At 57.9% G+C, this 21,256-nt stretch carries 19 protein-coding genes, 1 tRNA gene and 1 riboswitch; of the genes, 8 read left to right on the top strand and 12 right to left on the bottom strand.

Annotated elements, in window-relative coordinates; all coding sequences use genetic code 11:
• Nucleotides 1-1,006: 1,006 nt before the first annotated feature.
• The 7 genes from AC1Q5B_RS19110 to AC1Q5B_RS19080 form a co-directional block, all read right to left on the bottom strand.
• Nucleotides 1,007-1,816 carry a DUF8606 domain-containing protein gene (locus AC1Q5B_RS19110; protein WP_492633024.1) on the bottom strand — a complete coding sequence of 270 codons (810 nt, stop codon included), beginning with the start codon at nucleotides 1,814-1,816 and terminating at the stop codon, nucleotides 1,007-1,009.
• A 23-nt stretch (nucleotides 1,817-1,839) separates the two neighbouring features.
• Nucleotides 1,840-2,826, bottom strand: a complete 987-nt coding sequence (locus AC1Q5B_RS19105) for a hypothetical protein (RefSeq protein ID WP_492633023.1) — start codon at nucleotides 2,824-2,826, stop codon at nucleotides 1,840-1,842.
• A gap of 87 nt (nucleotides 2,827-2,913) precedes the next feature.
• Nucleotides 2,914-4,758 (bottom strand): ATP-binding protein, encoded by a 1,845-nt coding sequence (locus AC1Q5B_RS19100; RefSeq protein ID WP_492633022.1) that lies wholly within the window; start codon nucleotides 4,756-4,758, stop codon nucleotides 2,914-2,916.
• A 4-nt stretch (nucleotides 4,759-4,762) separates the two neighbouring features.
• Nucleotides 4,763-5,794, bottom strand: a complete 1,032-nt coding sequence (locus tag AC1Q5B_RS19095) for an SIR2 family protein (RefSeq protein ID WP_492633021.1) — start codon at nucleotides 5,792-5,794, stop codon at nucleotides 4,763-4,765.
• A gap of 570 nt (nucleotides 5,795-6,364) precedes the next feature.
• Entirely contained in the window at nucleotides 6,365-6,808 is a 444-nt protein-coding gene (locus AC1Q5B_RS19090; protein ID WP_492633020.1) for a BLUF domain-containing protein, read from the bottom strand.
• Nucleotides 6,809-7,849: 1,041 nt separating this feature from the next.
• Nucleotides 7,850-9,106 carry a hypothetical protein gene (locus AC1Q5B_RS19085; RefSeq protein ID WP_492633019.1) on the bottom strand — a complete coding sequence of 419 codons (1,257 nt, stop codon included), beginning with the start codon at nucleotides 9,104-9,106 and terminating at the stop codon, nucleotides 7,850-7,852.
• 121 nt (nucleotides 9,107-9,227) lie between these two features.
• The gene (locus AC1Q5B_RS19080) at nucleotides 9,228-9,683 is read right to left on the bottom strand and encodes a hypothetical protein (protein WP_492633018.1); all 456 of its coding nucleotides are present in this window, start codon (nucleotides 9,681-9,683) and stop codon (nucleotides 9,228-9,230) included.
• A 216-nt stretch (nucleotides 9,684-9,899) separates the two neighbouring features.
• Between AC1Q5B_RS19080 and AC1Q5B_RS19075 the strand changes: the two genes are divergently transcribed.
• Nucleotides 9,900-10,466: a MarR family winged helix-turn-helix transcriptional regulator gene (locus AC1Q5B_RS19075; RefSeq protein ID WP_492633017.1), complete on the top strand. Its 567-nt coding sequence runs from the start codon at nucleotides 9,900-9,902 to the stop codon at nucleotides 10,464-10,466.
• A 37-nt stretch (nucleotides 10,467-10,503) separates the two neighbouring features.
• Here AC1Q5B_RS19075 and AC1Q5B_RS19070 read toward each other — a convergent pair whose 3' ends face one another.
• Nucleotides 10,504-10,899: a hypothetical protein gene (locus tag AC1Q5B_RS19070; protein ID WP_492633016.1), complete on the bottom strand. Its 396-nt coding sequence runs from the start codon at nucleotides 10,897-10,899 to the stop codon at nucleotides 10,504-10,506.
• 10 nt (nucleotides 10,900-10,909) lie between these two features.
• The gene (locus tag AC1Q5B_RS19065; protein ID WP_492633015.1) at nucleotides 10,910-11,344 is read right to left on the bottom strand and encodes a hypothetical protein; all 435 of its coding nucleotides are present in this window, start codon (nucleotides 11,342-11,344) and stop codon (nucleotides 10,910-10,912) included.
• A gap of 147 nt (nucleotides 11,345-11,491) precedes the next feature.
• Between AC1Q5B_RS19065 and AC1Q5B_RS19060 the strand changes: the two genes are divergently transcribed.
• The 3 genes from AC1Q5B_RS19060 (at nucleotide 11,492) to AC1Q5B_RS19050 (ending at nucleotide 13,305) form a co-directional block, all read left to right on the top strand.
• Nucleotides 11,492-11,803 carry a helix-turn-helix domain-containing protein gene (locus AC1Q5B_RS19060; protein WP_492633014.1) on the top strand — a complete coding sequence of 104 codons (312 nt, stop codon included), beginning with the start codon at nucleotides 11,492-11,494 and terminating at the stop codon, nucleotides 11,801-11,803.
• A gap of 184 nt (nucleotides 11,804-11,987) precedes the next feature.
• Nucleotides 11,988-12,893 (top strand): hypothetical protein, encoded by a 906-nt coding sequence (locus AC1Q5B_RS19055; protein WP_492633013.1) that lies wholly within the window; start codon nucleotides 11,988-11,990, stop codon nucleotides 12,891-12,893.
• 4 nt (nucleotides 12,894-12,897) lie between these two features.
• Nucleotides 12,898-13,305 (top strand): hypothetical protein, encoded by a 408-nt coding sequence (locus AC1Q5B_RS19050; protein ID WP_492633012.1) that lies wholly within the window; start codon nucleotides 12,898-12,900, stop codon nucleotides 13,303-13,305.
• Here the strand turns inward: AC1Q5B_RS19050 and AC1Q5B_RS19045 are convergent.
• Entirely contained in the window at nucleotides 13,282-14,541 is a 1,260-nt protein-coding gene (locus AC1Q5B_RS19045; RefSeq protein WP_492633011.1) for a site-specific integrase, read from the bottom strand. The two genes, AC1Q5B_RS19050 and AC1Q5B_RS19045, sit on opposite strands and share 24 nt — an antisense overlap.
• A 175-nt stretch (nucleotides 14,542-14,716) precedes the next feature.
• Here AC1Q5B_RS19045 and AC1Q5B_RS19040 point away from each other — a divergent pair, with 175 nt between their 5' ends.
• Complete coding sequence (locus AC1Q5B_RS19040) at nucleotides 14,717-16,255, top strand: DUF4365 domain-containing protein (RefSeq protein ID WP_492633010.1); 1,539 nt, start codon at nucleotides 14,717-14,719, stop codon at nucleotides 16,253-16,255.
• Between the two features lie 380 nt (nucleotides 16,256-16,635).
• A riboswitch (cobalamin riboswitch) is annotated at nucleotides 16,636-16,854 on the bottom strand.
• A gap of 275 nt (nucleotides 16,855-17,129) precedes the next feature.
• Here AC1Q5B_RS19040 and AC1Q5B_RS19035 read toward each other — a convergent pair.
• Nucleotides 17,130-17,206 (bottom strand) — tRNA-Met (locus AC1Q5B_RS19035).
• 116 nt (nucleotides 17,207-17,322) lie between these two features.
• On the opposite strand from AC1Q5B_RS19035, the gene AC1Q5B_RS19030 reads away from it, so the two are divergent.
• The 3 genes from AC1Q5B_RS19030 to bfr all read left to right on the top strand — a co-directional run bounded on the left by AC1Q5B_RS19030 (nucleotide 17,323) and on the right by bfr (nucleotide 18,787).
• A complete protein-coding gene (locus AC1Q5B_RS19030; protein ID WP_492633009.1) occupies nucleotides 17,323-17,919 on the top strand; it encodes an RNA pyrophosphohydrolase in 597 nt (198 codons plus the stop codon).
• Nucleotides 17,920-17,986: 67 nt separating this feature from the next.
• Nucleotides 17,987-18,199, top strand: a complete 213-nt coding sequence (locus AC1Q5B_RS19025) for a (2Fe-2S)-binding protein (RefSeq protein ID WP_492633008.1) — start codon at nucleotides 17,987-17,989, stop codon at nucleotides 18,197-18,199.
• A gap of 117 nt (nucleotides 18,200-18,316) precedes the next feature.
• Nucleotides 18,317-18,787 (top strand): bacterioferritin, encoded by a 471-nt coding sequence (gene bfr / locus AC1Q5B_RS19020; RefSeq protein ID WP_492633007.1) that lies wholly within the window; start codon nucleotides 18,317-18,319, stop codon nucleotides 18,785-18,787.
• On the opposite strand, the gene AC1Q5B_RS19015 is transcribed toward bfr, so the two are convergent.
• A complete protein-coding gene (locus AC1Q5B_RS19015) occupies nucleotides 18,760-21,255 on the bottom strand; it encodes an ATP-binding protein (protein ID WP_492633006.1) in 2,496 nt (831 codons plus the stop codon). The two genes, bfr and AC1Q5B_RS19015, sit on opposite strands and share 28 nt — an antisense overlap.
• Between the last annotated feature and the right edge of the window lies 1 nt (nucleotide 21,256).

The raw sequence follows: 21,256 nt of genomic DNA, 5'->3' as shown, positions 1-21,256 counted from the left end.
CGTTAACAGACCACGCACATTTTGGCCCGGCGTCTATGCACACGCCCACTGCGTTCCTGCCATCTACCGCCACTGCGGTACCGCAGAGGAGCCCACCCATCAAGAGTACTGTGGCAATCAATAGGGACTTCATAACACCCTCCTTTTTTTGTCGGCACCCCCCGTAACAAAGTCGACGGAGAGCCTCGACGAAGGGGGACACCGTCTGTCGGAAGACTGGTGTATGCGCCATTGCAGACCGACTTGCGCGACGCAGGACTAGCCCGGGCCGGCGACTACGGCATTAGTCACTTCGCGCGATCGGTCGTTGCTGCCGGCGGCTCCGTCGCCGTGGATCTCTTTGCTGGCACGTCGCAGCCACCCTTGGCTGGAGAAGGCGCCTTCGGTGTGCAGTAGCTTGCTTCTGCTCTTCCGGCCTTGTTGACCGAGGAAGGCTTCGCGGGTCGGCTTAATTCAGGTGTCACGTGCCATGACTCACTCGCCGCGAATGACGCGCCTGGTCGCAACTGCAATTGGGCTCGCACTGGCTCCTAGCCAACTGATGGCCTCTGATTTTTCGGGACTGATGTACGTCGCTTACGCCGTAACAGGGATCACTGCTCTTCTCATTGGCTTAGTCGCCTACTTCTTGACGAAGGACGTCCGAAGCATCGCAATCCGCGCGTCAGTTTGGGGGTTCTTCATTGCATTGGTCTGCACCCGACCCCTAAGCCTCCCTGAAGCCGCCTCCACGCCTCCCGGTAGCCCCATCGCGCCCAACAAAAAACCCGCCGTGAGGCGGGTTCTTTGTAACGCGTTGAATTTCAAAGAAATTCTGGTGGCTATGGGTGGACTCGAACCACCGACCCCAGCATTATGAGTTGCCGCTCGATGCGGCCAAGCGCCTGAAAACAATGAGGAAAATCAGTCATTTCCTAAGGCTAATGGCCGACTTGGGGGTGGGTAAGCCGGCCTGAAGCCGGCAGTCGTCTCACCGCCTGGTCTTCGCGCGCCTGAGGTGCGCGGACTACTTGACCAGTTCTTGCAGCCTAACGCCGAAGGCGTCTTCAACGAAAGCTACCGTTACGGGCTGGCGATCAAGCGAGGCACGAACAAGTTGAGTCGCGAAGAGGCCTGACTTCGACTTCCACTTTGCTTCGGATCTGGGAACTGATGCGATCCATTCGATTCGAAGGACATACTCGGAGTTCACCAGGCTGTCCGAGTTTTCTGCCATCTCAGGAGCCACGAGATCAAAGTCCCGCAGTAGCTTGCCCTCCAGTCGAAAATCGAGATAAGGCACGGCGCGCGCTAACACCTTTCCTACGCCGACATACCCCCTTCCCTTGAGGTAGGGAACAACAACATCACCCTCTGCCAGATCAAGAATTTGATCCCTCCATTGAGCGCCTTGACCCGCAGAGAGAAATCCAAGCCTACGGCAGTCGTCCCAATTCCTGTGAGGTCCCTCGCCAACGTTCACGTAGTAAACGCTGTTCTGAAAGTCGAACGCCGAAAGCTCTCGATGTAGCGTATTGCGAGGCCTGAAGAGCGATACGAAACGGCCGGCCGCCTTGTTCGTAAGACCCTTGCCAAGCTTCCAGATCAGGGTGGTTTCAATCAAGTGAGCTTCTTGCTCCGAAAGGCCAGCAGCCACCGTGCGAATTATTGGCGAAAGTCCCTCCGCCTCTATGGCGCGGATGCGCGCTACCTTCTCGGAGTCAGAGTCATCGGAGAGATGTGAGAAGCGTCTCGCACCCTTTCCTTTGCCGTAGTAAAACTCTTCGTAGTTGCGAGGGTCTATGTATACGTAAACATAGAAATTTCGATCTGACATGGAAATTCTCTCGGGCTGCCACGTTACTTTTCAGGTTCGGCACTTGGAGTCTCTCCGCTCAGTGGGGAGATCCTATAAGCTTCTCGCAGCTTAAAGACCTTCGCGGGCACATCTGAAGGTAACTCAATGCCCGGGTCAGGAACGAATCGAGATCCCAGAACCTCCTCGACAATCAAAGGTGCAAACTGCTCGTCTTCGACATCTATAAGAGATCCAAGACGGCAGCGAAGATCCAGCTCTATCGCAAGGCCGGCGCTCGCTTGGAAAGGAGCACGAAACATGGCGCTCCTAAACTGCGTTGAGAGCTCGGTAGGAAGTCCTGAAAGCACTGAAGGCAGCATCCTGCTCTCGAAGTCAAAGCTAACCATATGGGGAGTGCCGGCGTGCTCCACGTTCGCGCTGGCGGTAAAAGTGCTGTCATCGACGCGCGCAAAAAGGTTCAGACGGGACTCCAGCATGTAGATTTCGGCTGCGTCGCGCATACCGAGTCTGTGAAGAGCGAGTCCGAAGTCAGGAGCAAAGCATCTCAAGCTGGGTTGCAAGAGGTACTTCGGCAGCATGTGCTTCTCGAGCGTGCCCCACTCCTTCTCAAAATCCTCATATCGAACGATAGCGAGGGGCTCTCGTCTATAAATGTCATAGAAGGCAATATGCCTGCCATTGCAAAGTGCAAATTCCCGGCATCTGACATCGGGATGAATGGCATAGCTGTAGGCTTGCTGCACGTGTGCGTCCGCTTCAATATTCTCCGAAGGGGACTTCGCATCGATAACGAGGATGGGCTTGTCCTCGAAGTACAATGTGTAATCAGGGATTGTCTGTAAAGGCAAGTTCCGAGTGCCGACACGTATAAAGGGATGAGAGAGGGTCTTGCTTCGCGCAACTCGAGTCGTGCCGCTATGTGAGTACCCCAGCCTTAGCAGCATTGGCGCGATTACCAATTCTCTAACCGAATCTTCTTTGAAGTCGGGGTTTGAGAAGTCGGCCTGGGAAACATGAATTTGATTCATTGCGCGATCCGTGTCGATCAACTTCGCTATTTCGTGACGCGTCCTGCCATTCGGACTCGATAGGTCGGGGCTGCGAACAGGGCCGATCTAAGGAACAGCTGGAACAAGCTGGCTAAACTTTCTTGTCGAGCTCGACGGGCGTGAAGCTTCATCAAGCGCCTTCATGTGAACCTTAAGCGGAACCTGAGTGACTACGCCACTAAAGACGCAAGTTCCGGTGGGGAGTGTTGGAATGGATTCTTCCGTCACACGATCAACGTAAGACACTGCAGATGCAATCATCTTGAGGTCGGCTTGATTGATCAGCCTGTGTATGAAGTAGTTGTGAGCCTGCGAAGCAATAGTGGGCGATATATCGCTTGGACGCTGGCTTGACAGAGTCACGAAAACGCCAAACTTTCGACCTTCTTTTATGATTTCCTCGAACGTCTCAAGTCGATAGTCCTTCCATGTCTCGGCTTCACGGGAGGACTGCGTGGACAAAATGTTGTGGGCCTCATCAATTATCAATGACAGCGTCCTCCCGTTGCCATCAGACTTCTGCTCCTCATACAGTCGCTTAGCAAGAAGCAAAGGAATTGTCTTCTTCATTTCAATGTTGACGTCGTGAAGGTTGACAACCACAAAATTGCTCTCCCAAAAGTTCCCGCCGGCCGCGAAAGAGAACAACTTTTCTACTTCATCTTTCTTCGCTTTCAAGCGATTGATCAAAGGGGCGATGTGCTCGTTTTGAGCCCTATTAGTTAGTACATCTGAGATAAGCTGGAGGTAGAGTGCGGCTATCAAGTTGTCAAGTATGCTTGCGCCGAATGAGAATCTCTCTATCTGCCGATAAAGAGTTGTATCGGGGATGCGATTTGGGGTTGCACGGAAGTACACCGGTGAGTCCCTAAAGCGAAACTCACTTCCGTTATTGAACCATTCGAGATCGCCCGTTAGATCGACTGGATTGTTGTTTCCATCAACATCCGGAATGATCTGCTCAAAGTAGTCAATGAGGAGCGTGGCGCGCAATTTGTCGGCAAGCTGCAGCGTGTCCTTAACTTTGCTTTGCAGAACACCCTTGAAGTACGCGTCTGCATTGTGTGCCTCAGAAATCTGCTTGAAGAACCGAAGCGTCCTTCTGATGAAAGGCTTCTGAGTCTTCTCGGTTGCGTCAACCAAGATGGAAAGAACCTCGATGTCTACAAGTGCATCCTGTTCCATCGGGATCTTGTCTCCCGCATGGTTTCTTGTAGAGAGGTTGTAAACCCTCTTGTTCGGAGTTATGCAATCATCCGCCTTGTACTCGCCATTGAAGTCGAAGAGGACGAATCGAGAGCTTTCCCTAAAGCGCTGTAGATTTCGTTTAGAGAGTTCCGTCACGAGTCCTTGATACAGCGAGGCTAACGTGTTGGTTTTTCCACTTCCAGTGTTGCCGAAAATGGCTATGTGGCTATTGAAAAGCCCATCTATAGGGAACTCGATATCTATATCTTCTCCGAACAGAGTCGCAATGCTGATAGAAGGTGAGTTCTCTTGAACGAGATTGTGCATCAAGTGCACTTTCTGCTTAGTTAGCAGGTATGCCTCATTTCCGATGAGAGGAAGCTCTCGGGTTCCGCCGGAGAAGGAGCCCCGCTCATCAATGAAGCCTGATAGTCCAACCGTCAGGACTCTCTTGTTCCTATTCACGGGCTGACCCGCTTCTGACCAGGAGTCCAAGGTGTCCGATTGCACTCTCTCTCCCTCAACCCTTCCTATGATGCTGAGAAATCCTTTTCTGATCTCAAGGTAGCTGTTGACGGCAATGTTCGTAAGGATCTCACCATCCAAGAACATGTCAGAGAGATTCTTGTTGCGATCAACTTGAACGTAGATCTTTCGGCCATCAACAGCGCTGACTTCTCCCACTCTAAGCACAGCATCTCGAAGAAGTTCTTGCGAGCTCATGAACTTACTCCATATCCGAACTTAAGATGCGTCTCATAACATCGTTGAACTCATGGAACCGAAGCTCGTTCTCTTCTTCTGGGCAGACAACCTCCACATTGCTGTGTTGCTCGAACATCTTCAGGAATCGCGCGCCCGCCGCTGAGTTGAAAGCAAATATCATCAATCTTAGTGTCGGATTCTTCAGTGCGCGAACAGTGATATCTCGAATATGCTCGTCACCGAATGAGAAGCCGAATACGATCAGAAGAGTGTTCTCTCGGTCGAGTGAATTCGCGTAAATGCGAAGAAGATCGTAGTAGTTCCTGTCCAGAAGCGTCTCTCGGAACTTCGCCGCTTGCGGGAGCACGACGGCACTCTCAGTAATGAACTTCGCTCGGTCATCGTGGGTCGCATCCACCGTAAGCAGTGTCCTTTCCTCAACTCTTAGCTGAATGTCATCCTTGTTCTTCACCCAAGAAAGCGAACCATGCAGCTTAATGAGATTTATGCTTGGCACCTCAACTCGGTACTCATACAAGTTGCCAGTGCTATAGGTCGCTTTAAAGAAGTTTCTGGAGGAGTACTCCATGCGACTGCTGAGGGATGGCGGGCGACTGAAGCCGTCGTTGAGAACTGTGGAAGGGCAAGCGGCAGAGGCCGCTTCAACAAAAAGATCGTAGTTCGTTGAGAACACCGTGGCTTGGCGAGGCAGGATGTTTGTGCGGCGGGAGAAAAGTATTTCTTCCAGCGTTGTTAGCAGGGTCTCGTAGCACTTGAGCGTCGATGCGTTGTTGGCATTCTCTTCGCCAGCAATGAGTGCACTGGTTGGCTTATGGACCGTCTCAAGGAATGCGTACATTTTGGTGTACGCGTCTTCCACTTGATCAGATGAGATGAGCTCAGCAATCTCTGATTCGATCTGCCCGGCTGCAGGAATCGCGGGCAACGAAGCGCCTGATCCAATCAGGAGGTTGATGTGCCCTGATTGAAGAGAGCGAAGAAGTCGCTTGCGCAACTCATCGGTCATTCCATTTGCTGAGATTTTACGCGCCATATCCCTATCCCCTTCCGACCAGGCTGACATAGTCCCCGTCGCGGATACTAAAACCGGTGCGAGGATTTCGCCACTGAGCGCGAGGGAGGACGTGCTTATGCCTGTATGGAGTGGGGTGCCGGGTTACGCCACTTCGGATCAAGCGGGACCGAACGCCGTCGCAGGCTCTAAGACTTCCATACTCAAGGACGAGAGCTATCCGCGACCATCTCGAATTGCCGACCCTGGCATCAGTGATGCAAGGAGGATAGCGGCTTTGGGTCGGTGCATCCCTTACGGATCAAGCACTACCGTGCCACACAAAGACCCCTGCCCGTTGCGGATGACGTCCCTTAAGCCGGCACTGACACGTCTGGTCCGCACAAGTTCGTCACACCCCGAGGTCACTCACTTCGGAGGTGGGCCCCAAAGTGCACCAATCGCTCCCTGCCGCGCTCCTGCAATCACAGCACTACGGGCGCGTCAGGCGATACGGAACGCCCCAGGTGCGTACTGGCTGCGTCCAAACGTGCAGTGCATTCTCCACCTTCGCGCCTACACCATTTGGCAGCTCGGTTTGCGCTCAATGAATTAGACGGCATCCAGTTCCGATGCCGCGTCCTGCAAGTTGCGCCAGAAGTAGCTGAGTGAAGTTGTCACCATGTCCTGCTTTGCTTCGTGATCTGGCACATGGTCGGGAAGCCAGTTCAGCCCAGCAATATCGGCTGGTGCGCCATCCCGGTAGAACATCTTCCAGCCGTCAAATCGACGACCCGAGACCGGCCCCTCAAGCAGCTTGAGCAGGATCACATGGGACTTCGAGGACTGAATGCGCTGGTATGCGTCGGCAATGGCCCCGGGGGGACCCTCGATGTATTGGAAGAAGCAAGTCCCGTCGAAAACCAAAGCTCCTGATACAGCGTTCTGGCCGTTGAACGTCGTCGCGTCGGCAACGATGTCCCGAAGCTTGTCGCGCCCCAACTCGGTGGTGGCGCGGCTAACGTAAGCCACTGCGTGAAGCTGAGGACTGGTCATGGCAATCCTTAGGGCCCGCTGGATAGTCATCATGCCACGACTGGAAATGTGAACGTGACGCCAGCTGTCGCAGTTCTTGTGACTGACCTGCATACGATTCCGGCATGGACGACGCCCCCATGCAGTGGACCCACTTGGAACGCTACGACCAGCATTGGCTGAAGATCGATGGCCGGGAAGTTGCCCTGATTTCCAAGCGTGTCCCCGGTGACTGGCTGGTGCACGTCAACCGACACAGGGAATGGCAGCCGGGGATGCGTTGTAGCGGTGTTTCCCCTACGGTGCCCCACGGGAAAAAGATGGCCGAGCGATGGGCCCGGGTGAATTTGGTGCGCTTGAGGGCTGAAATCGCAGCCTTACCCCGGAGGGCTGGGCTGCCCACGCTCCCAGTGGGTGAACCGAGGATGTGGGTTCCGGAACCATCGGAGTCACCCAAGGAGCCCCGCAAGCCAAGGCGTCGAAAACGTCGCCGGTAGGATTCAGGACGTGACAGGCAATGCCGTTGGTGTAAGGCAAAACGTGACCTGGCACTTCATACAAGCAGGCGACACCTTGGTAGGCCGAGGACGACACGCACGGGTGCAACGCCGAACTATGGGCCGGGACGCCTTCCAGCATGGAGTTTCGTTGCGTTACTGATGGAGTTCCGCTGTCACGGGACTACCAACGCAGCGCCGGGGTACTTCATACCTAAAACGCAACAGGAAGCCCTCTGGAGTCGTCGCAGTTCTGGAGCGACACAACTTCATCAAAAATGCCCGAACGCTTCAGGGTGCTTCCGGGGCGGCTTTGGGAGGCACTCCGGAAGTCTCGGGACAATTCTGGTGGATGCTGCCGTCACTAACGTCTCGGAGATAGCAAACCTGCGTGCCCCGAAGGGGCGCGCAACGCATATCCCGAAGGTGGCAAGGGGCCGCAGGCCCCGATGACACCGAAGGGATATGCTGGTGCAACGACCTCAAGTGTCACGATCTCTATAGCTTCTAAAGAAGCTATTAATAACTACTAAAAAAAAGAATAGAGATCGTGACACCCCCGACCCTACGGCTTCGGCCTCCCGTCTTCATTTGAAGACACCTCGGATTCAACCTCAACGGCGTGTTCAGCACCTTCCGATCCGGCCACCTTCCGATCCAGCCTTTCGCGCTCGCGCTGCCTTTGCTTCCGCAGTGTCGCTGCATTGGTGGTGGCTGCTTTCACGGGGTCGGTGGATCCATATTCGGCGAGGATTATAGCGTCCACCTGTGCCTGCAATACCTGACACTCAACCCGTACCGGACATGTCGGGCAGTCTGTCGCTGTGGGCTCGTGCATACCGAAGCAACCCGGCTTCGGTCGCTGCGCTTCCGTTAGCGGAACGGACAACTCCCTCATCCGATGTGGGGTGTAATCCTGCAAGCGATCCACCGCCTCATCCCCGAATTGCTGCCGCGCTGCCTCCTCTGTGATGATTCGGCTGCTTTTCAACATCATGCTCAACTTGAAGAAATCGGGGAACATCTTTGCTTTCAGGCGCAGGTCCTCATGCGCGGCTCGCTGGATGGGATCACCCGTGTAGTAGTTCTCGACGAGAAACATGGGGTCGAGGCTTGCTGAGTCGTACTCGCGTAAGGCCGGGTTGCCGCCTTGAGTCTGGAATTCCTTCTTGATGTGGTCGAGGATCTTGATACCGTGCCAAAGCTGCCCGGGCTTCGGACAACGCCTATAGCCAGTCTTAAAGCGGTAATCAAATGCCGTCCGAATGTAGAAGTTGTATGGCATGCCGAGCGAATCTGCATGCTGCCTTGCGCGCCATAGGGCAATGATGTCGCTGTCAGGCCATAGCGATAAAGCTTCACGGGATGGCGCCGGAACGGACTTGCCAAAGTAGCGATCCTCATGCTCACGGAAGACTTGGTCGAACTTCTTCGCGAAGTTCTCGGTCCGCCTCCATGGGCTTTGATAGCGATACGGCACAAACGCCAGCCCCAGCAATTCGGGCTCTTCCAGAAATCGCTCCGCTGGGATGATGGAGCGTGCTATCGATAGTTCGGCTTTCGCAATTGAAGACTTGTCGCCGCCCGCAAGTGCTGCATCCAGCACGGCTTGTTTATCGACATGCCGGTCATTCGAGTAGAACTTGCGCGTGGGTCCGGGCGACCTCAATGCGACTTCGGCCGGATAGCCATTTTCGCGATTCTTGGCGCGCCTTGCCTTGTCGGAACTGGATAGCGTCTTCTTGGGCTTGCTACGCCCGTTCCATGTTGCTTTGTGTGATTTATTGCCTTTCTGATCGTGGTCGTTTGCATCTTCGGACATGGCTTCGCCCTCCACCCAGCGTCTGGGTGCTATGCGATCAATGGTGGGAGCAGAGCTGGTAGGCGCCTACCAGTCGCTGCGAAAGTGATCCGCGCGGATCTCTTGGATCAAAAGGCGCCTTTTACGGCGCGCCCGCCGATTTACGGGCAACATGCATGACCACGTCAGGCTTGGTCAGTTGAGTGATTCGGGGGTTTCGCCCATTGGGCCGCCCTACGTACTGCAAAGCATTACCGATGTATTCTTGGTAGGGCATACCGATGCTATCGATGGCTTGACGCAGAACCCACAAGTCCTCGACAGTTCGTGCATTGGCATACTTGGGGTCGTACTTCCCCTTGCTCTTCTTAGCAAGGTTGAGGTCCAGCGCATCAGATACTTCTTCAGCCGCTTGGAACGGTCGGAGATGGGCATTCTGGCGGTGAGCGTTAGCGCGTGTCACTTGATCGCGTTCAAGCACCTCATAGTCGACCAATTCTTCGGCGATTTGTTGCTCGACCTTCGCCGACTCATCGGGACCGATCTTGCGGGCGTCATGCAGACGCTTGATACGCGTAAAATCGAAAGGTTTCGGCATTGCATTTGTCTCCGTGTGGGTTCAATCACGGACTGAATGTTCAGTCTCGCGGCTTTGCGCCTTGCGACGCACGAAGATCTTGCCTATGGGAGGAACCCCATCAGAGCCAAAGATGCAATGGGGCCCAACGACAGTAGAACGCACCAACAGTAGCCATTTGCAGTATCGCGCCGGCACCTTAAGATAGGGATGCATGCACCCCTATAGGACCCAAAGATGACGCTACGGGCAGCACTGGGCTTGCTACACGCAAAATTCGGCGAGCGTCCGAGCCGCCAACTTGCAGGCCTCCCGAAGCCTGTCCGAGAAAGCTTGGAGCGTGAAGTAGGCAGATCCGCATTTGCAGATCGTATTGACGGCATCTTCGCGCTCGAGAGAAGACTTCGGAGGGTAGTCGACCAACAGTTGAGCCGCGCGGGCCTAACCTATGCGGAGTACGCCGTTCTTCGATTCATTCGGGAGCCTCGAGACGAGCAGGGATTCAAGACACAGCTTCCCGTGGGCCCGAAGCAGATCGAGAAGTACTTTGATCTTACAAAGCGCACAGTTGCCGTGACTCTTGGGCAGCTTCGTAACAAGGGGATGCTGATTGAAGAGCGCGGCACGGATGGTCGCCGAGTGGAGCTTCGCATACATCCCGAAAGACTGAAGCTGTTAAACGAAGCCGATCTTATTGTGAGTCACGTAGGGCAGGTGCTCGGCGAAACAGGTTCGCGCCAGCAGGACTATGCCTCCTGGTTCCTGATACCACGCATGTTGAAAAATCTTGATCGATTTCGATGATGCGCCGAGAGCGCCGAGTGGCGGAGAGTTAGTTGCTTCACTGGTCCCGAGAACGCTCGGCCTCTTCTGCAGCCTTAGCCAATGCCTTGTATGAAGACTTTCCGGGCTGTTCGCTTATAGGGCTGAGTTCGGAGCCACAGTGTTTGCAGACCACGGCAGCCGCCCGGACGGCTTCGGCGCACTTCGGGCAGGTTCGGTAGCCGCGATCATCGCCACTGGGGCGCTGTAGCGAACCGAACCCCATCAGGATTACGCCCACAGCGACGGTCCCAATGGACAGGTAGGTGTTCGTACGCTTGTTCTCGTACTCGGTGATTGGGTCCGGGCCAGACCGAAACGGTCCGCGAATCTCCCGCATCGCTTCGTGATAGTTCAGGGCGAAGGCCAGCCATGCCAAGCCAAGGCCAATCAGGATGGCACCGATGCTTTTCATGGGCGCGCCCTCAGAAGCCCGTAGGCGTGATCTGGTACAAGCCCTGCTGCGTGATGGACAGGCGCATCTTGGCTTGGGTGCCGGCTTGGACCGTATGGGAGATTTCCCGGCGATGGGCCGCTTCGTTCGTCCACGAGCACATGCCTCCGCCTGACGGTCCGGCTCCGATGACGTGCGGTCCGGCTGGCAGGTACAGCGTTAGGGTTTCGGATGTCCGGAAGTGGGCAGCAATGACGCCGTCCACGTAGACGGCGATCGGGCAGGCAGCGCCGAATGCCCCCTGATCCCTGACGACGACCAGCTGCCCGTTGGGGCCGTCGATGGGCTGGCTGTAGGCGAAGACCCGATCAGGTGGGACCGGCTTGGCGTCAGTGAGGGCAACAGGACTGGTGGCACAGGCTGCAACCAGCGCAGGTATCAGGCAGAGCACGGCGAAACGCTTCATAGGTAGACCCCCTTGGTCGACGGATCAAGGGTTTAGCCGGCGACCGTCCTCGCGTCGCTTTACACCCCCTCTTCGGGAAATGTAGAGTCTTCGCACGGTGAGGCGCAAGGGTGAACATGCGGCAGGTTCAGAGACCGTTGATTCCGCTTGCCCGACAAGGCGACTGCCATCTTTGCGCAACGACTGAAGGACGCCCGCGCCATGCGGGACGTGTCGCAGCGCGCGTTAGGGGCGATGCTCGGGATGACCAAGAAGAACGGTAGCGTGCGAATCAATCGCTACGAACAACAGACTTCGCGCGCTGATATGGACACAGCAGCAGAAATCGCTGCTGCACTGAATGTCCCTCTGGCCTATCTTTTCGCGGAAGACCCCGGTCTTGCGAAATGGATACTTGCCTATAAGAAACTGGATGCCAGCCAGCGCGCGAAGATTCTGGCAGAGGTAAAGGACGAGTAAGGGGCCGCTCTGCACGCGCGGCTGGCAACTGGTACTCTGGCCCCGGGGAGTGGCAGCCGGGGAGTGCTGCGTTATGGAAGTACTCACTTGAAGGTTGCGCTGTCGCAGTCTATGCGACCGGCCACCGATACATTGCGTCAGCCCCTTTTTTGCGAAACAGGACTTTGCGAAGGAGCAGTGAGCTATGCAAGCAACTTACTATCAATACTATCTGACCAAGGGCAGCAGTCAGAAGCAGTATCGTGTCGATATCCGACCTTTCCTGCGTAAGTTCTGTAGCTGGAAGACACCTGTCTTCAAGTCGAAGTTTACCCACAATGGGGAGCGGCTTTATCTCGTCCACACAGTGGGGGATCATTTTCTTTTTCTTCACACGCTGGACAATGAAATCATCAAGAAAATTGATGCAAACAATCTGACGCTCGACGACTTGAAAGCGCATCTTGCGGGTGACTCTGCGGGCTTCGCGTCGTACGTCAACGTTCGAGATGACTTCTTCGGCATTGCATGCAAGATCTTGTCGCCGAGGTGTGCCACATTTGCCGAGTTCATCAATGCTGTCCTGCAAGCACTAAAGCTGCCATATAAGTTCCATGCGGTAGCTTTGACACATCAGATGGCGCGAAAGGATATTTCAAAACTGACGCGTGTCGGCAAGGTCACTGTCGAGCTCCAGCGGAACAATAAGCTGCATGAAGATCTTGTCGAATTCTTGTCTGGAAATCTGCAGCATCATTACGATGAGGTTGGTCCGATAGAGATTACGATTCGTCCGCAGAAGTCTCGCGGTGACATCAAGCGATTGCTTTCCGGTATGTCGTCAACTATCGGAACCAACGGCGTAAGCGACTTCGAGGCGCGTGCCGTCACGGCGTTGGCAGACAAGGTGGTCGACATCTACTTGGTCGGCGAAGGGATTGTGCGAAATCCCTTGAGTGGTGACACCGATTCAAAAATTCAGCGTGATTTCGACAAGCAGATTCAGACAAATGCGCTGCTGAATGAGAAGCTGAAGGAAATGAGGTCACTCAGTGCAATTCAAGTCCATACGTTTGCTGATCTGGATAATCCTCCTAAGCCACATAAGTAGTCTGGTGGCGCTGTGGGCTATTCCGGACAATGCTGCATGCATTCTTTCCTCTTCTGCGGGAAGGATTGAGTCGCTTGCCTCCCTTCTGGGTAGCTTCTCTTTTACGATGGCCGGCTTTCTTGCGGCTGTGCTCGCTTTGTTTGGAATCATGTCGGGTTCCTCCGTGCTTTCCCGATATCAAAAGCGCGGCCACCTCACCACGCTATTGCTGGTGATTGGGCTTACAGTGGTGGAGTTGATCGCCACGTTTGTGGCGTCCCTACGGTTGTTTTTTGTGATTCCGACGCAGGGCTACGTCTACTTTCTGGGTTGGCTCGTTGCCACGAACCTGATCATGGTGCTGCTTAGTACGATCCCCATAGTGATGCTTGTTAAGGGAACGATTGAGTCAACGAGCGATAGCACTGGTTGATGATTCTGAATTTTGGTTCTTACGAGCCAATTTTTCCACTGCCGAAGCCAGGTGTTCGGGTGCCAAATGGGCGTACCGAAGGGTCATCGTCAGGTCTGCATGGCCCAATAGTTCGCGAACCGTGTTGAGGTCTACGCCGGCCATGACAAGGCGGCTTGCGAAGTGATGGCGTAGGTCGTGGAAACGGAAGCCTTCGATCCGTGCAGTAGTCAGCAGGGTGCCCCAGGACGACTTGATGCCGGAGATGCCGAACACGCTGCCCGAACCTTTGCCTTGTGACGCCCACTGACGGAGCACGGTCATCGCCTCGGAATTGAGTGGTACGTGGCGTTGCTTCCCTGACTTGGAGTTCTCCCGGCGAACGGTCAGCATTCGTGCCTGCATGTTGATATCCGACCAGTCCAACGCCAGTAGTTCGCCTTTGCGCAGGCCAGTGTTCATTGCCAGCAGCACGACCGGGGTCAGATGGTCGGCATAGGAGCCTTCTGAAACCTCTGGAAACAGGGGGCGTTTCCGGGCTGCACGCCATTGATTGGCTGACCTGCGTGCGGCAGCGTGTTCCAGGTCGCGCGCTGCAAGCGTTTCACGGAGGCGCTGCTCCTCGGCTGAGCTCAGGAATCGCACCACGCTCCGGGGCTTGGCCGCCTTCATGCGCAACTGCTGAATAGGGTTCTGCTCCAGCATCCCCCACTTCACTGCCTTGGCGATCACGGCCCGGAAGCTGGCGAGGTCGCGCCACGCGGTCGCCTTGGTGATGAGACCCTCCCGGTCGGGGCGCGCCTTGGTCTGCAGCCGCTCCATCCACCACCGTTCGACCCATACCGAGTTGATGTCCGACATGGGCATGTCGACCGCAGTCGGGAAGACCCGCTCAAGGCGACTTATGTACTTGTCCGCCCCTTTGAGCTCGTTGCGCGCCCACGGGCCGAAATGGTCACGCAGGAACTCAGCGAGGGTGATCTTCGGGGCCGCTGGCTTGGCGATGCTGGGTAGCCCGGTCTGGATGTACTCCGCGATGATCTTTCGGGCGATCTCCCGAGCTTCATCGAGGGTCAGGTGTCCAGCAGACCCCAGCGTACGACGCTTCCCGTGCTCCCAGGTGACGACCCACGCTTTATGCCCACTGGGCTGCACCCGGAGGAGGAGGCCGCGTACCTGCGTGTCCCTGAGCTCGTAGGCGCGATCCTTGGGCTGGGCAGTGGCAACGAGGCGCTTGGTAAGGGTGGTGACTGACATCCGGGCTGCTTCCGTGGTTGGCGTAAGCCAACGATAGGAAGGGCCGGAGGATCATGATTGGATACGGATCATCCGCAACGATGAGCCGCTTTCCTGTTGAGATGAGGCCTGGCGTGGGTGTTGCTTAGAGGACTTTGCAGGAGCATCTTTCGGTCATACGGAAGTGGGGGCCAGGATGAACTTTCCAAATAGCCAACTCGTGGGAGAAGCCTCTGAGCTTGCGGTTCGGCAACTCTTCACGGGTTGGCGCTGGGTGGTCGGTAAAGACTTCATCGACGTAGGGTACGACTTCGTTATCACGCCGGATCAAAGTGTCTTCAGAGGCGCTCGCTTCTGCGTGCAGGTCAAGGGGACCGCGACCAAAGGAAAACGGTCCTATGTCGCCAACGTGAGCAAAGAGCGCCTCCGTCAGTATGCGGAAAGCATCGTTCCTGTTTTCATTCTTCGTGTTCTTCCGGACGGTCGAATCCTTTGGCTCGATGCCAGAAAATGGTGTCAGGAGCATCCCGGTCGGCTTGCCGGAAGTGGAGAGACGGGGCTCAAGTTTCCAGACGCCAATGTGCTTTCCGATGAAAGGGAGTTCACTGAGTACCTTAAGCCATCAATGCTACCCATCGGCCAGCGTAGAGACGCCATTGCAGTGGCAGTCAACGAGCGCGCCGCTTATCTATCAAGTATTGACGACCGACTTAAGGTTCGGATCGACTATGTCAATGGTCGGGAGAGCTACGCAGTTTCCGTAGCAAAGCCAAACGAAGCATTTGCGGCGGGTCTTGTGATCAGGCCTGTCCAGCAGCCCGCTAACGTTGAGAAACTTCGAGACGCGATGAACTACGGAGTCCCTGCCGAGTTTGATGCAGCTGAGTTCCGAATAACTGGCTCGCCGCTGTTCGACGAGATCGGTGCGGGCCGGGGATTGGTCGGCCGAATCTCCCTGCGACCTACTCGCAGCGAAGCAGTGCAAGTAACGATGGTTCCTGGTGATAGGTTCAGCCTAACAGCGCCATCTGTCCGTATTGATTCGAAACTCTACCGAGGAGCAAGAGGATTTGCTGTATTGAGTGAGGGCGAACAGTCGCCCCTGAGTCTGCGTGCCCAATTTGACCCCAACGAGAATGGGACTAAGGCGAACATCACTTTATCTACTAATACTTCCGGATATCTTTCCAGCGCTCCTATCGCCAATCTTACGGCGCTTGCAGGCTTTGCCGAGTGGTTCGAGCAAGCAACAACTAAGCGCTCTATATGGCTCTGCTTCGACTTTGATATTGGGCGGGTGCCTGCCGTGCTCGGTGAGGCTGAGGCTTCCAAGATGCTTTCCGTCTTCGGTCATCTCGCGTATCTATCAAAACTGCACGCGATAGCAAAGTTCTGCGCATCAGGATTTCAACTTCCGCCGTCGTACGAGTTGTCAGATCAAGAGCTTGATGAGATAGATACGCTCTACAAGATCCTACGAGGAGAAATGGTCGAGATCGGGTTGCAGTCTCTCCAGTTCGATCCGCAGCGTGAATTTGATGGCAGCCGCGGAGAGTTCATCGCTACCACAGAGCTTGTCTTTGCGATCCTTGGTAATGAAGTGGGCAAGTTTCCGGTGGCCATCCAGCTCAAAGATTTCGATCTGCTGCCTGGCACTGAGGATTTCAGTTGGAGGCTCCAGCGTGGCGGCGGCGCACAGTCCCTCCTTTACTACGACGAACATTTCTCCGCGTAGTTCATGTCGAAGTGGTTTAACCGTTCGTTGTACTCGGAAGGTAGAGTTTATGTAGCGGATGGTCGTGATGGCACGCGGAGGTCCTCAAGGCCACCATGATCGCGCTGCATAGATGATCGCCGCGGCACCGAATGTGCACGCGAGGACGAGTGCAGCGATTGCCAAGAGTTGACCCGCGCGGTCAGCCCCGCGCGTGCTCATTTCGCCCTGGATATGAAGCTTATGTCGGTTGCCATCACTCTTCATCGTCTGTTCCTGCGAACGCACATCCACCAGCCCGAGGGTTAGGTCGATCTGGAGGTGTGGTCGCGGGTCGCGATGCGAACGGGAGCCCCGCGACTGGCACGGCGCCAGTCGACTGACCCCATCCAGTCCAACGCGTGGAAATGGGGCCGTCGGCAGGTCTTCGGACTCAAGGGCTCGGAAGGATTGCCTTCCACCTACTTCGCCAGCTTCCCGAGGTTAGCCTCAGTGCTTGTGGCGGGTTCGTTCCCTATTACCGCTGCGGGGCAGTGCCGGAGTGGCCCGAAGGCGTCACCAGCTTCCCGTTTTAATCCCGTGGCTTGCGGACCGCGGGAACCGACGACGGCAAGATATGGGGTGATTTGGAGCCAGTCAACACCAAATGCTGTGTGGAACGAGCCGTGGACTGCCTAAGCATGTTTCACGGGCTCCGTCCCTCGACGGCGAGATCGGTGGAGCTATGGGAGGGGCGTTAAGCCCCAATTTGACGAGCAACTACTCCGCGCGAAATCCAGTGCTGGGTAAGCCGCCCTGAAGCCGGGCCGCACCGGCCCGCAGCACCAGGCCACGCCCAAACAAAAACCCGCCTCATGGCGGGTTTCTCTCAACGCGTTGATTCCGCTCGGGAATCTGGTGGCTATGGGTGGACTCGAACCACCGACCCCAGCATTATGAGTGCTGTGCTCTAACCGGCTGAGCTACATAGCCGCGTGAACCGCGTATTCTTCATTTCGACCCCCTGCCTGTCAAGCCGGGCCTGCGTGCTTGTCGCCTGCTTCGGGCCGTGGCAGAGTCGGGGACAGTAGATTTAAGGAGTCCGCATCGTGATCGATCCGGACGGCTACCGACCCAATGTCGGCATCGTGTTGATGCGGCCGGATGGCCGGGTGTTCTGGGCGCGACGGGTGCGCCGGGATGGCTGGCAGTTCCCGCAGGGCGGCATGAACACGGACGAGACGCCGGTCGAAGCCATGTACCGCGAGTTGCGCGAAGAAACCGGCCTGTTGCCCGAACATGTGGAAGTTCTGGGTGTCACGCCCGGGTGGCTGCGCTATCGGTTGCCGCCCCGCGCGATCCGGCGCAACGAACGGCAGGTATGCATTGGCCAGAAGCAGGTCTGGTTCCTGCTGCGCCTCGTCGGCGATGAGGCGCATCTGCGTCTCGACCTGACCGAAAGCCCCGAATTTGACCACTGGCGATGGGTGGACTTCTGGTATCCGCTGGAGCACGTGGTGATCTTCAAGCGCCGTGTGTACGCCAGCGCGCTTGGGCATCTGGCGGCGTTCGCCCGGAGTGTCGCGGGGCCCCAGGCGATCCCGATCCAGTTGCCCGATCCCAGGGCAACTGAAGCGCCACGCCGACGGAGTCGCGACCGACCCGCCCGTAAACGGGGCGAGGCCGGCGAGCCCGCCAAGAATTGACAATCATTCTCATTCGAGGTGGAATGGTGCCGGGCCGTTCCGTGCCCGCCGCATCGCCATTACCACTGTGTACGTCTGCATCTGCAACGGCATAACCGACCACCAGATCCGTGAGGCCGCCGCCGCGGGATGCGCCACGGTGGCCGAGTTGACCATGCGGACCGGCGCAGGGGCCAATTGCGGCAGCTGCCTCGACATGGCGATGGATGTTCTTCAGGCCGCCCAACCGGCCCCGCGCGAACCGCTGTTGCCTATCCTCACGCTGTCGCACGCAGCCTGACGTCCATCTCCGCCCGCCGGCGCGATGCCTTCCGCAAAAATGATCACGATTCGCGTTCCGGCACCGGTCGCGGACACGGGCTAACCTTTGCCGTCCTTCCGCCCACGGAGCATGGCCATGAAAGGCGACGCCAAGGTCATCGAATACCTCAACAAGGCGCTCTACAACGAGCTGACCGCCATCAACCAGTACTTCCTGCACGCCAAGATGCTGAAGAACTGGGGCTTCAAGGAACTCGCCGAGCACGAGTACAAGGAATCCATCGACGAGATGAAGCACGCCGACAAGCTGTCGGAGCGCATCCTGTTCCTCGATGGCCTGCCGAACTTCCAGGCGCTCGGCAAGCTAAGGATCGGCGAGACGCCGCGCGAAATCCTCGAGTGCGATCTGCTCCTGGAGCAGGAGGCGCTGCCGCTGTTGCGCGAGGCGATCGCGTACTGCGAATCGGTCGCCGACTACGTCAGCCGCCAGTTGTTCGCCAACATCCTCGATTCCGAGGAAGAGCATATCGACTGGCTGGAAACGCAGTTGTCGGTGATCGATCGTATCGGCGAGCCGAACTACCTGTTGACCAAGCTGGAAGACTGAGCCGTCGCGACCGGCTGCGACGGCAGCAGCGGCCGCCCCAACTGCTGCGCGGCGTAGCCCTGCAGCGCCATGCGGGCACGCGCATATTCGGCGATCACCAGGGCCACGGCCACGGCCGGGCGCTCCAGCTTGCGGGCGCGGGCGCCGAGCTCCACCCGTTTGGCGGCGGCCGACAGGGCCATGGCGCCCACATTCGCGCTGGAGGACTTGAGCGTGTGCGCCGCATCGCGCATGGCGTCGAGGTCCGGTACGGCGGCGGCCTTCTCGAGCGTGCCGATCAGGCGCGGCGCGTCTTCCAGGAAGATGGTGATGATGCGGGTGGTCTCGTCGCCTGCGATCTCGCGCAGTTCCTCCAGCATCGTCTGGTCCAGCACGGGGAAACTCGGTGCGGGCGCGCGGGCGGTGGCGACTGCGGGCGTCGGTGGTGCGGGCTCCGCCGGCGTGGCGAGCGCGGCGTTGCGCAGCACGAAGTTCATGCGGTCCGGCAACCAGCGGTGCAGGCAGCTTTCCAGTTGCTCGCGCGACACCGGTTTGGCCAGGTAGTCGTCCATGCCCGCATCGAGGCAGCGCTGGCGATCGCCGGCCATCGCATTGGCGGTCATGGCCACGATCGGCAGCCGACCGCCATCGGCGCGCTGTGCCTCCAGCTCGCGCCAGCGGCGCGTCGCCGCGTAGCCGTCCAGCACGGGCATCTGGCAATCCATCAGGATCAGGTCGAAGTGCTCCAGCTGCATGCGCTTGAGCGCGATGTCGCCGTTGGCCGCCGTTTCGCAGTTGAAGCCGAGTGCCGACAACAGCTTCTGCGCGACGAGCAGGTTGACCGGGTTGTCTTCCACCAGCAGCAGGCGCGGCGTGGTGCGCATGGCGCTGACCACGGCGGGTTCGGGCTCGGTCGCCAAGGCCTCCCCGGTAGGCAGGACGGTGGCGAGGGGGGCGTCGGGAGTTACGGCCGCATCCGGCTGTGCGGCTTCATCGACCGGCGCCGGTACGTGTGTCGGCTCCGGAAAGATCTCCTCGATCGTCGCCGTGACGACGGAAGCATCCTGCTCGGGTGCCGCGCCGGTGAGGGCAGCACGCAGGTCCGCATCCGGTGATTGGCGCGACAGCAGGGTGCTGCGCGGGTGAAGTTCGGCGGGCACGGTATCGTCGCCATAGAGCCATACCAGCCGCAATGCGTCGGGTAGTGGCCGGCGTGTGATCGCCCGGTGCAGCGCCAGCGCCGTGCTGCGGATGCCGCCGATGTCGGCCAGCACGGCCAGATAGTCCTGCTGCCCCTGCTCGCCGACCAGCCGCAGGCGATCCAGCGCCTCCTGCGTGGTTTCGACGGCGACCGGCTGCATCCCCCAGTTGGTGGCCAGCAAGGTCAGTCGCTGCCGCAGGCGGGCGTCGGGCGAGACGATCAGCACGCGGCCGTGGTCCAAGGCGCCGTTATCGCGCTGGCGCAAGTCGCCGATGACCTTCATCAGGGGGACTTCGAACCAGAAGGTCGAGCCGCGCCCGACCTCGGACACCACGTCGATCCGTCCGCCCATCAGGTCGACAATGCGGCGGCAGATCGCCAGTCCGAGTCCCGTACCGCCGTACAGGCGCGTGGTGGAGGCGTCGGCCTGGCTGAAGGAATGGAACAGGCGGTGGCGCGCGTCCTCTTCGATGCCGATGCCGGTATCGCGCACTTCGAACCGCAGCAGGTGCTGCGCGGCGGTTTCGCCCAGGCGGCGCACCACCAGCGTGATCGAGCCGCGCTCGGTGAACTTGATCGCGTTGCCGACCAGGTTGGTGAGCACCTGCCGCAGGCGGACCGGATCGCCGCGCACCGGCAGGCGGACCGCAGGATCGAGCTGCAGGCTCAGGCGCAGTCCCTTGTTCTCCGCCGGGCGGTACATCAGCTGCAGCACGCCATCGAGCAGTTCGCGCAGGTTGAAGCCGGTGATCTCCAGGTCGAGCTTGTTGGCCTCGAGCTTGGAGTAGTCGAGGATGTCGTCGACGATCCGCAGCAACTGGTGCGAGGACGCCGTCGCGGTGCTGAGCATCTCGCGCTGGTCGGGCGCCAGTGGCGCGCGCGACAGCATCTCGAGCATCGGCACGATGCCGTTGAGCGGCGTCCGGATCTCGTGGCTCATCGTGGCCAGGAATTCGCCCTTCGCCATCGCAGCCGACTCGGCGGCCTGCTTGGCGCGCATCAGATCCTGTTCGAGACGGTCGTGACGTTGCAGGTCGCGTTGCAGACCGTCGCGTTCGGATTCGGCCATGGCCGCACGTGCCTGGATGCCGGCATGGCGTTGCACGTCGGCGCGCACATGCAGGGCGGAGGCGATGGCGGCGATCAGGCCCGCGCCGGCGCTACCTGCGGCAACCGGTACCCAGGGACCGGCGACGCCCGCCCAATGCAGGCCCAGCGATGTCAACGAAGCGGCGGCACAGGCCACGGTCACCCAGGGCGTCACCGGCATGCGACCGGCCGTGGGCATC

It is taken from the genome of Pseudoxanthomonas sp. GW835-FHT14C01 (genome assembly GCF_058793715.1).
Note: the sequence above shows the minus strand (reverse complement) of the source record. Positions and strands in the feature narration are given on the sequence as shown.

What these genes read in the sequence shown, in the direction of transcription:
- AC1Q5B_RS19100 (WP_492633022.1), bottom strand. Translation starts at nt 4,758, where the DNA reads ATGAGCTCGCAAGAACTTCTTCGAGATGCTGTGCTTAGAGTGGGAGAA.
- AC1Q5B_RS19045 (WP_492633011.1), bottom strand. Translation starts at nt 14,541, where the DNA reads ATGTCAGTCACCACCCTTACCAAGCGCCTCGTTGCCACTGCCCAGCCC.
- AC1Q5B_RS19040 (WP_492633010.1), top strand. Translation starts at nt 14,717, where the DNA reads ATGAACTTTCCAAATAGCCAACTCGTGGGAGAAGCCTCTGAGCTTGCG.
- AC1Q5B_RS19090 (WP_492633020.1), bottom strand. Translation starts at nt 6,808, where the DNA reads ATGACCAGTCCTCAGCTTCACGCAGTGGCTTACGTTAGCCGCGCCACC.
- bfr (WP_492633007.1), top strand. Translation starts at nt 18,317, where the DNA reads ATGAAAGGCGACGCCAAGGTCATCGAATACCTCAACAAGGCGCTCTAC.
- AC1Q5B_RS19095 (WP_492633021.1), bottom strand. Translation starts at nt 5,794, where the DNA reads ATGGCGCGTAAAATCTCAGCAAATGGAATGACCGATGAGTTGCGCAAG.
- AC1Q5B_RS19065 (WP_492633015.1), bottom strand. Translation starts at nt 11,344, where the DNA reads ATGAAGCGTTTCGCCGTGCTCTGCCTGATACCTGCGCTGGTTGCAGCC.
- AC1Q5B_RS19070 (WP_492633016.1), bottom strand. Translation starts at nt 10,899, where the DNA reads ATGAAAAGCATCGGTGCCATCCTGATTGGCCTTGGCTTGGCATGGCTG.
- AC1Q5B_RS19055 (WP_492633013.1), top strand. Translation starts at nt 11,988, where the DNA reads ATGCAAGCAACTTACTATCAATACTATCTGACCAAGGGCAGCAGTCAG.
- AC1Q5B_RS19075 (WP_492633017.1), top strand. Translation starts at nt 9,900, where the DNA reads ATGACGCTACGGGCAGCACTGGGCTTGCTACACGCAAAATTCGGCGAG.
- AC1Q5B_RS19110 (WP_492633024.1), bottom strand. Translation starts at nt 1,816, where the DNA reads ATGTCAGATCGAAATTTCTATGTTTACGTATACATAGACCCTCGCAAC.
- AC1Q5B_RS19085 (WP_492633019.1), bottom strand. Translation starts at nt 9,106, where the DNA reads ATGTCCGAAGATGCAAACGACCACGATCAGAAAGGCAATAAATCACAC.
- AC1Q5B_RS19105 (WP_492633023.1), bottom strand. Translation starts at nt 2,826, where the DNA reads ATGAATCAAATTCATGTTTCCCAGGCCGACTTCTCAAACCCCGACTTC.
- AC1Q5B_RS19080 (WP_492633018.1), bottom strand. Translation starts at nt 9,683, where the DNA reads ATGCCGAAACCTTTCGATTTTACGCGTATCAAGCGTCTGCATGACGCC.
- AC1Q5B_RS19015 (WP_492633006.1), bottom strand. Translation starts at nt 21,255, where the DNA reads ATGCCCACGGCCGGTCGCATGCCGGTGACGCCCTGGGTGACCGTGGCC.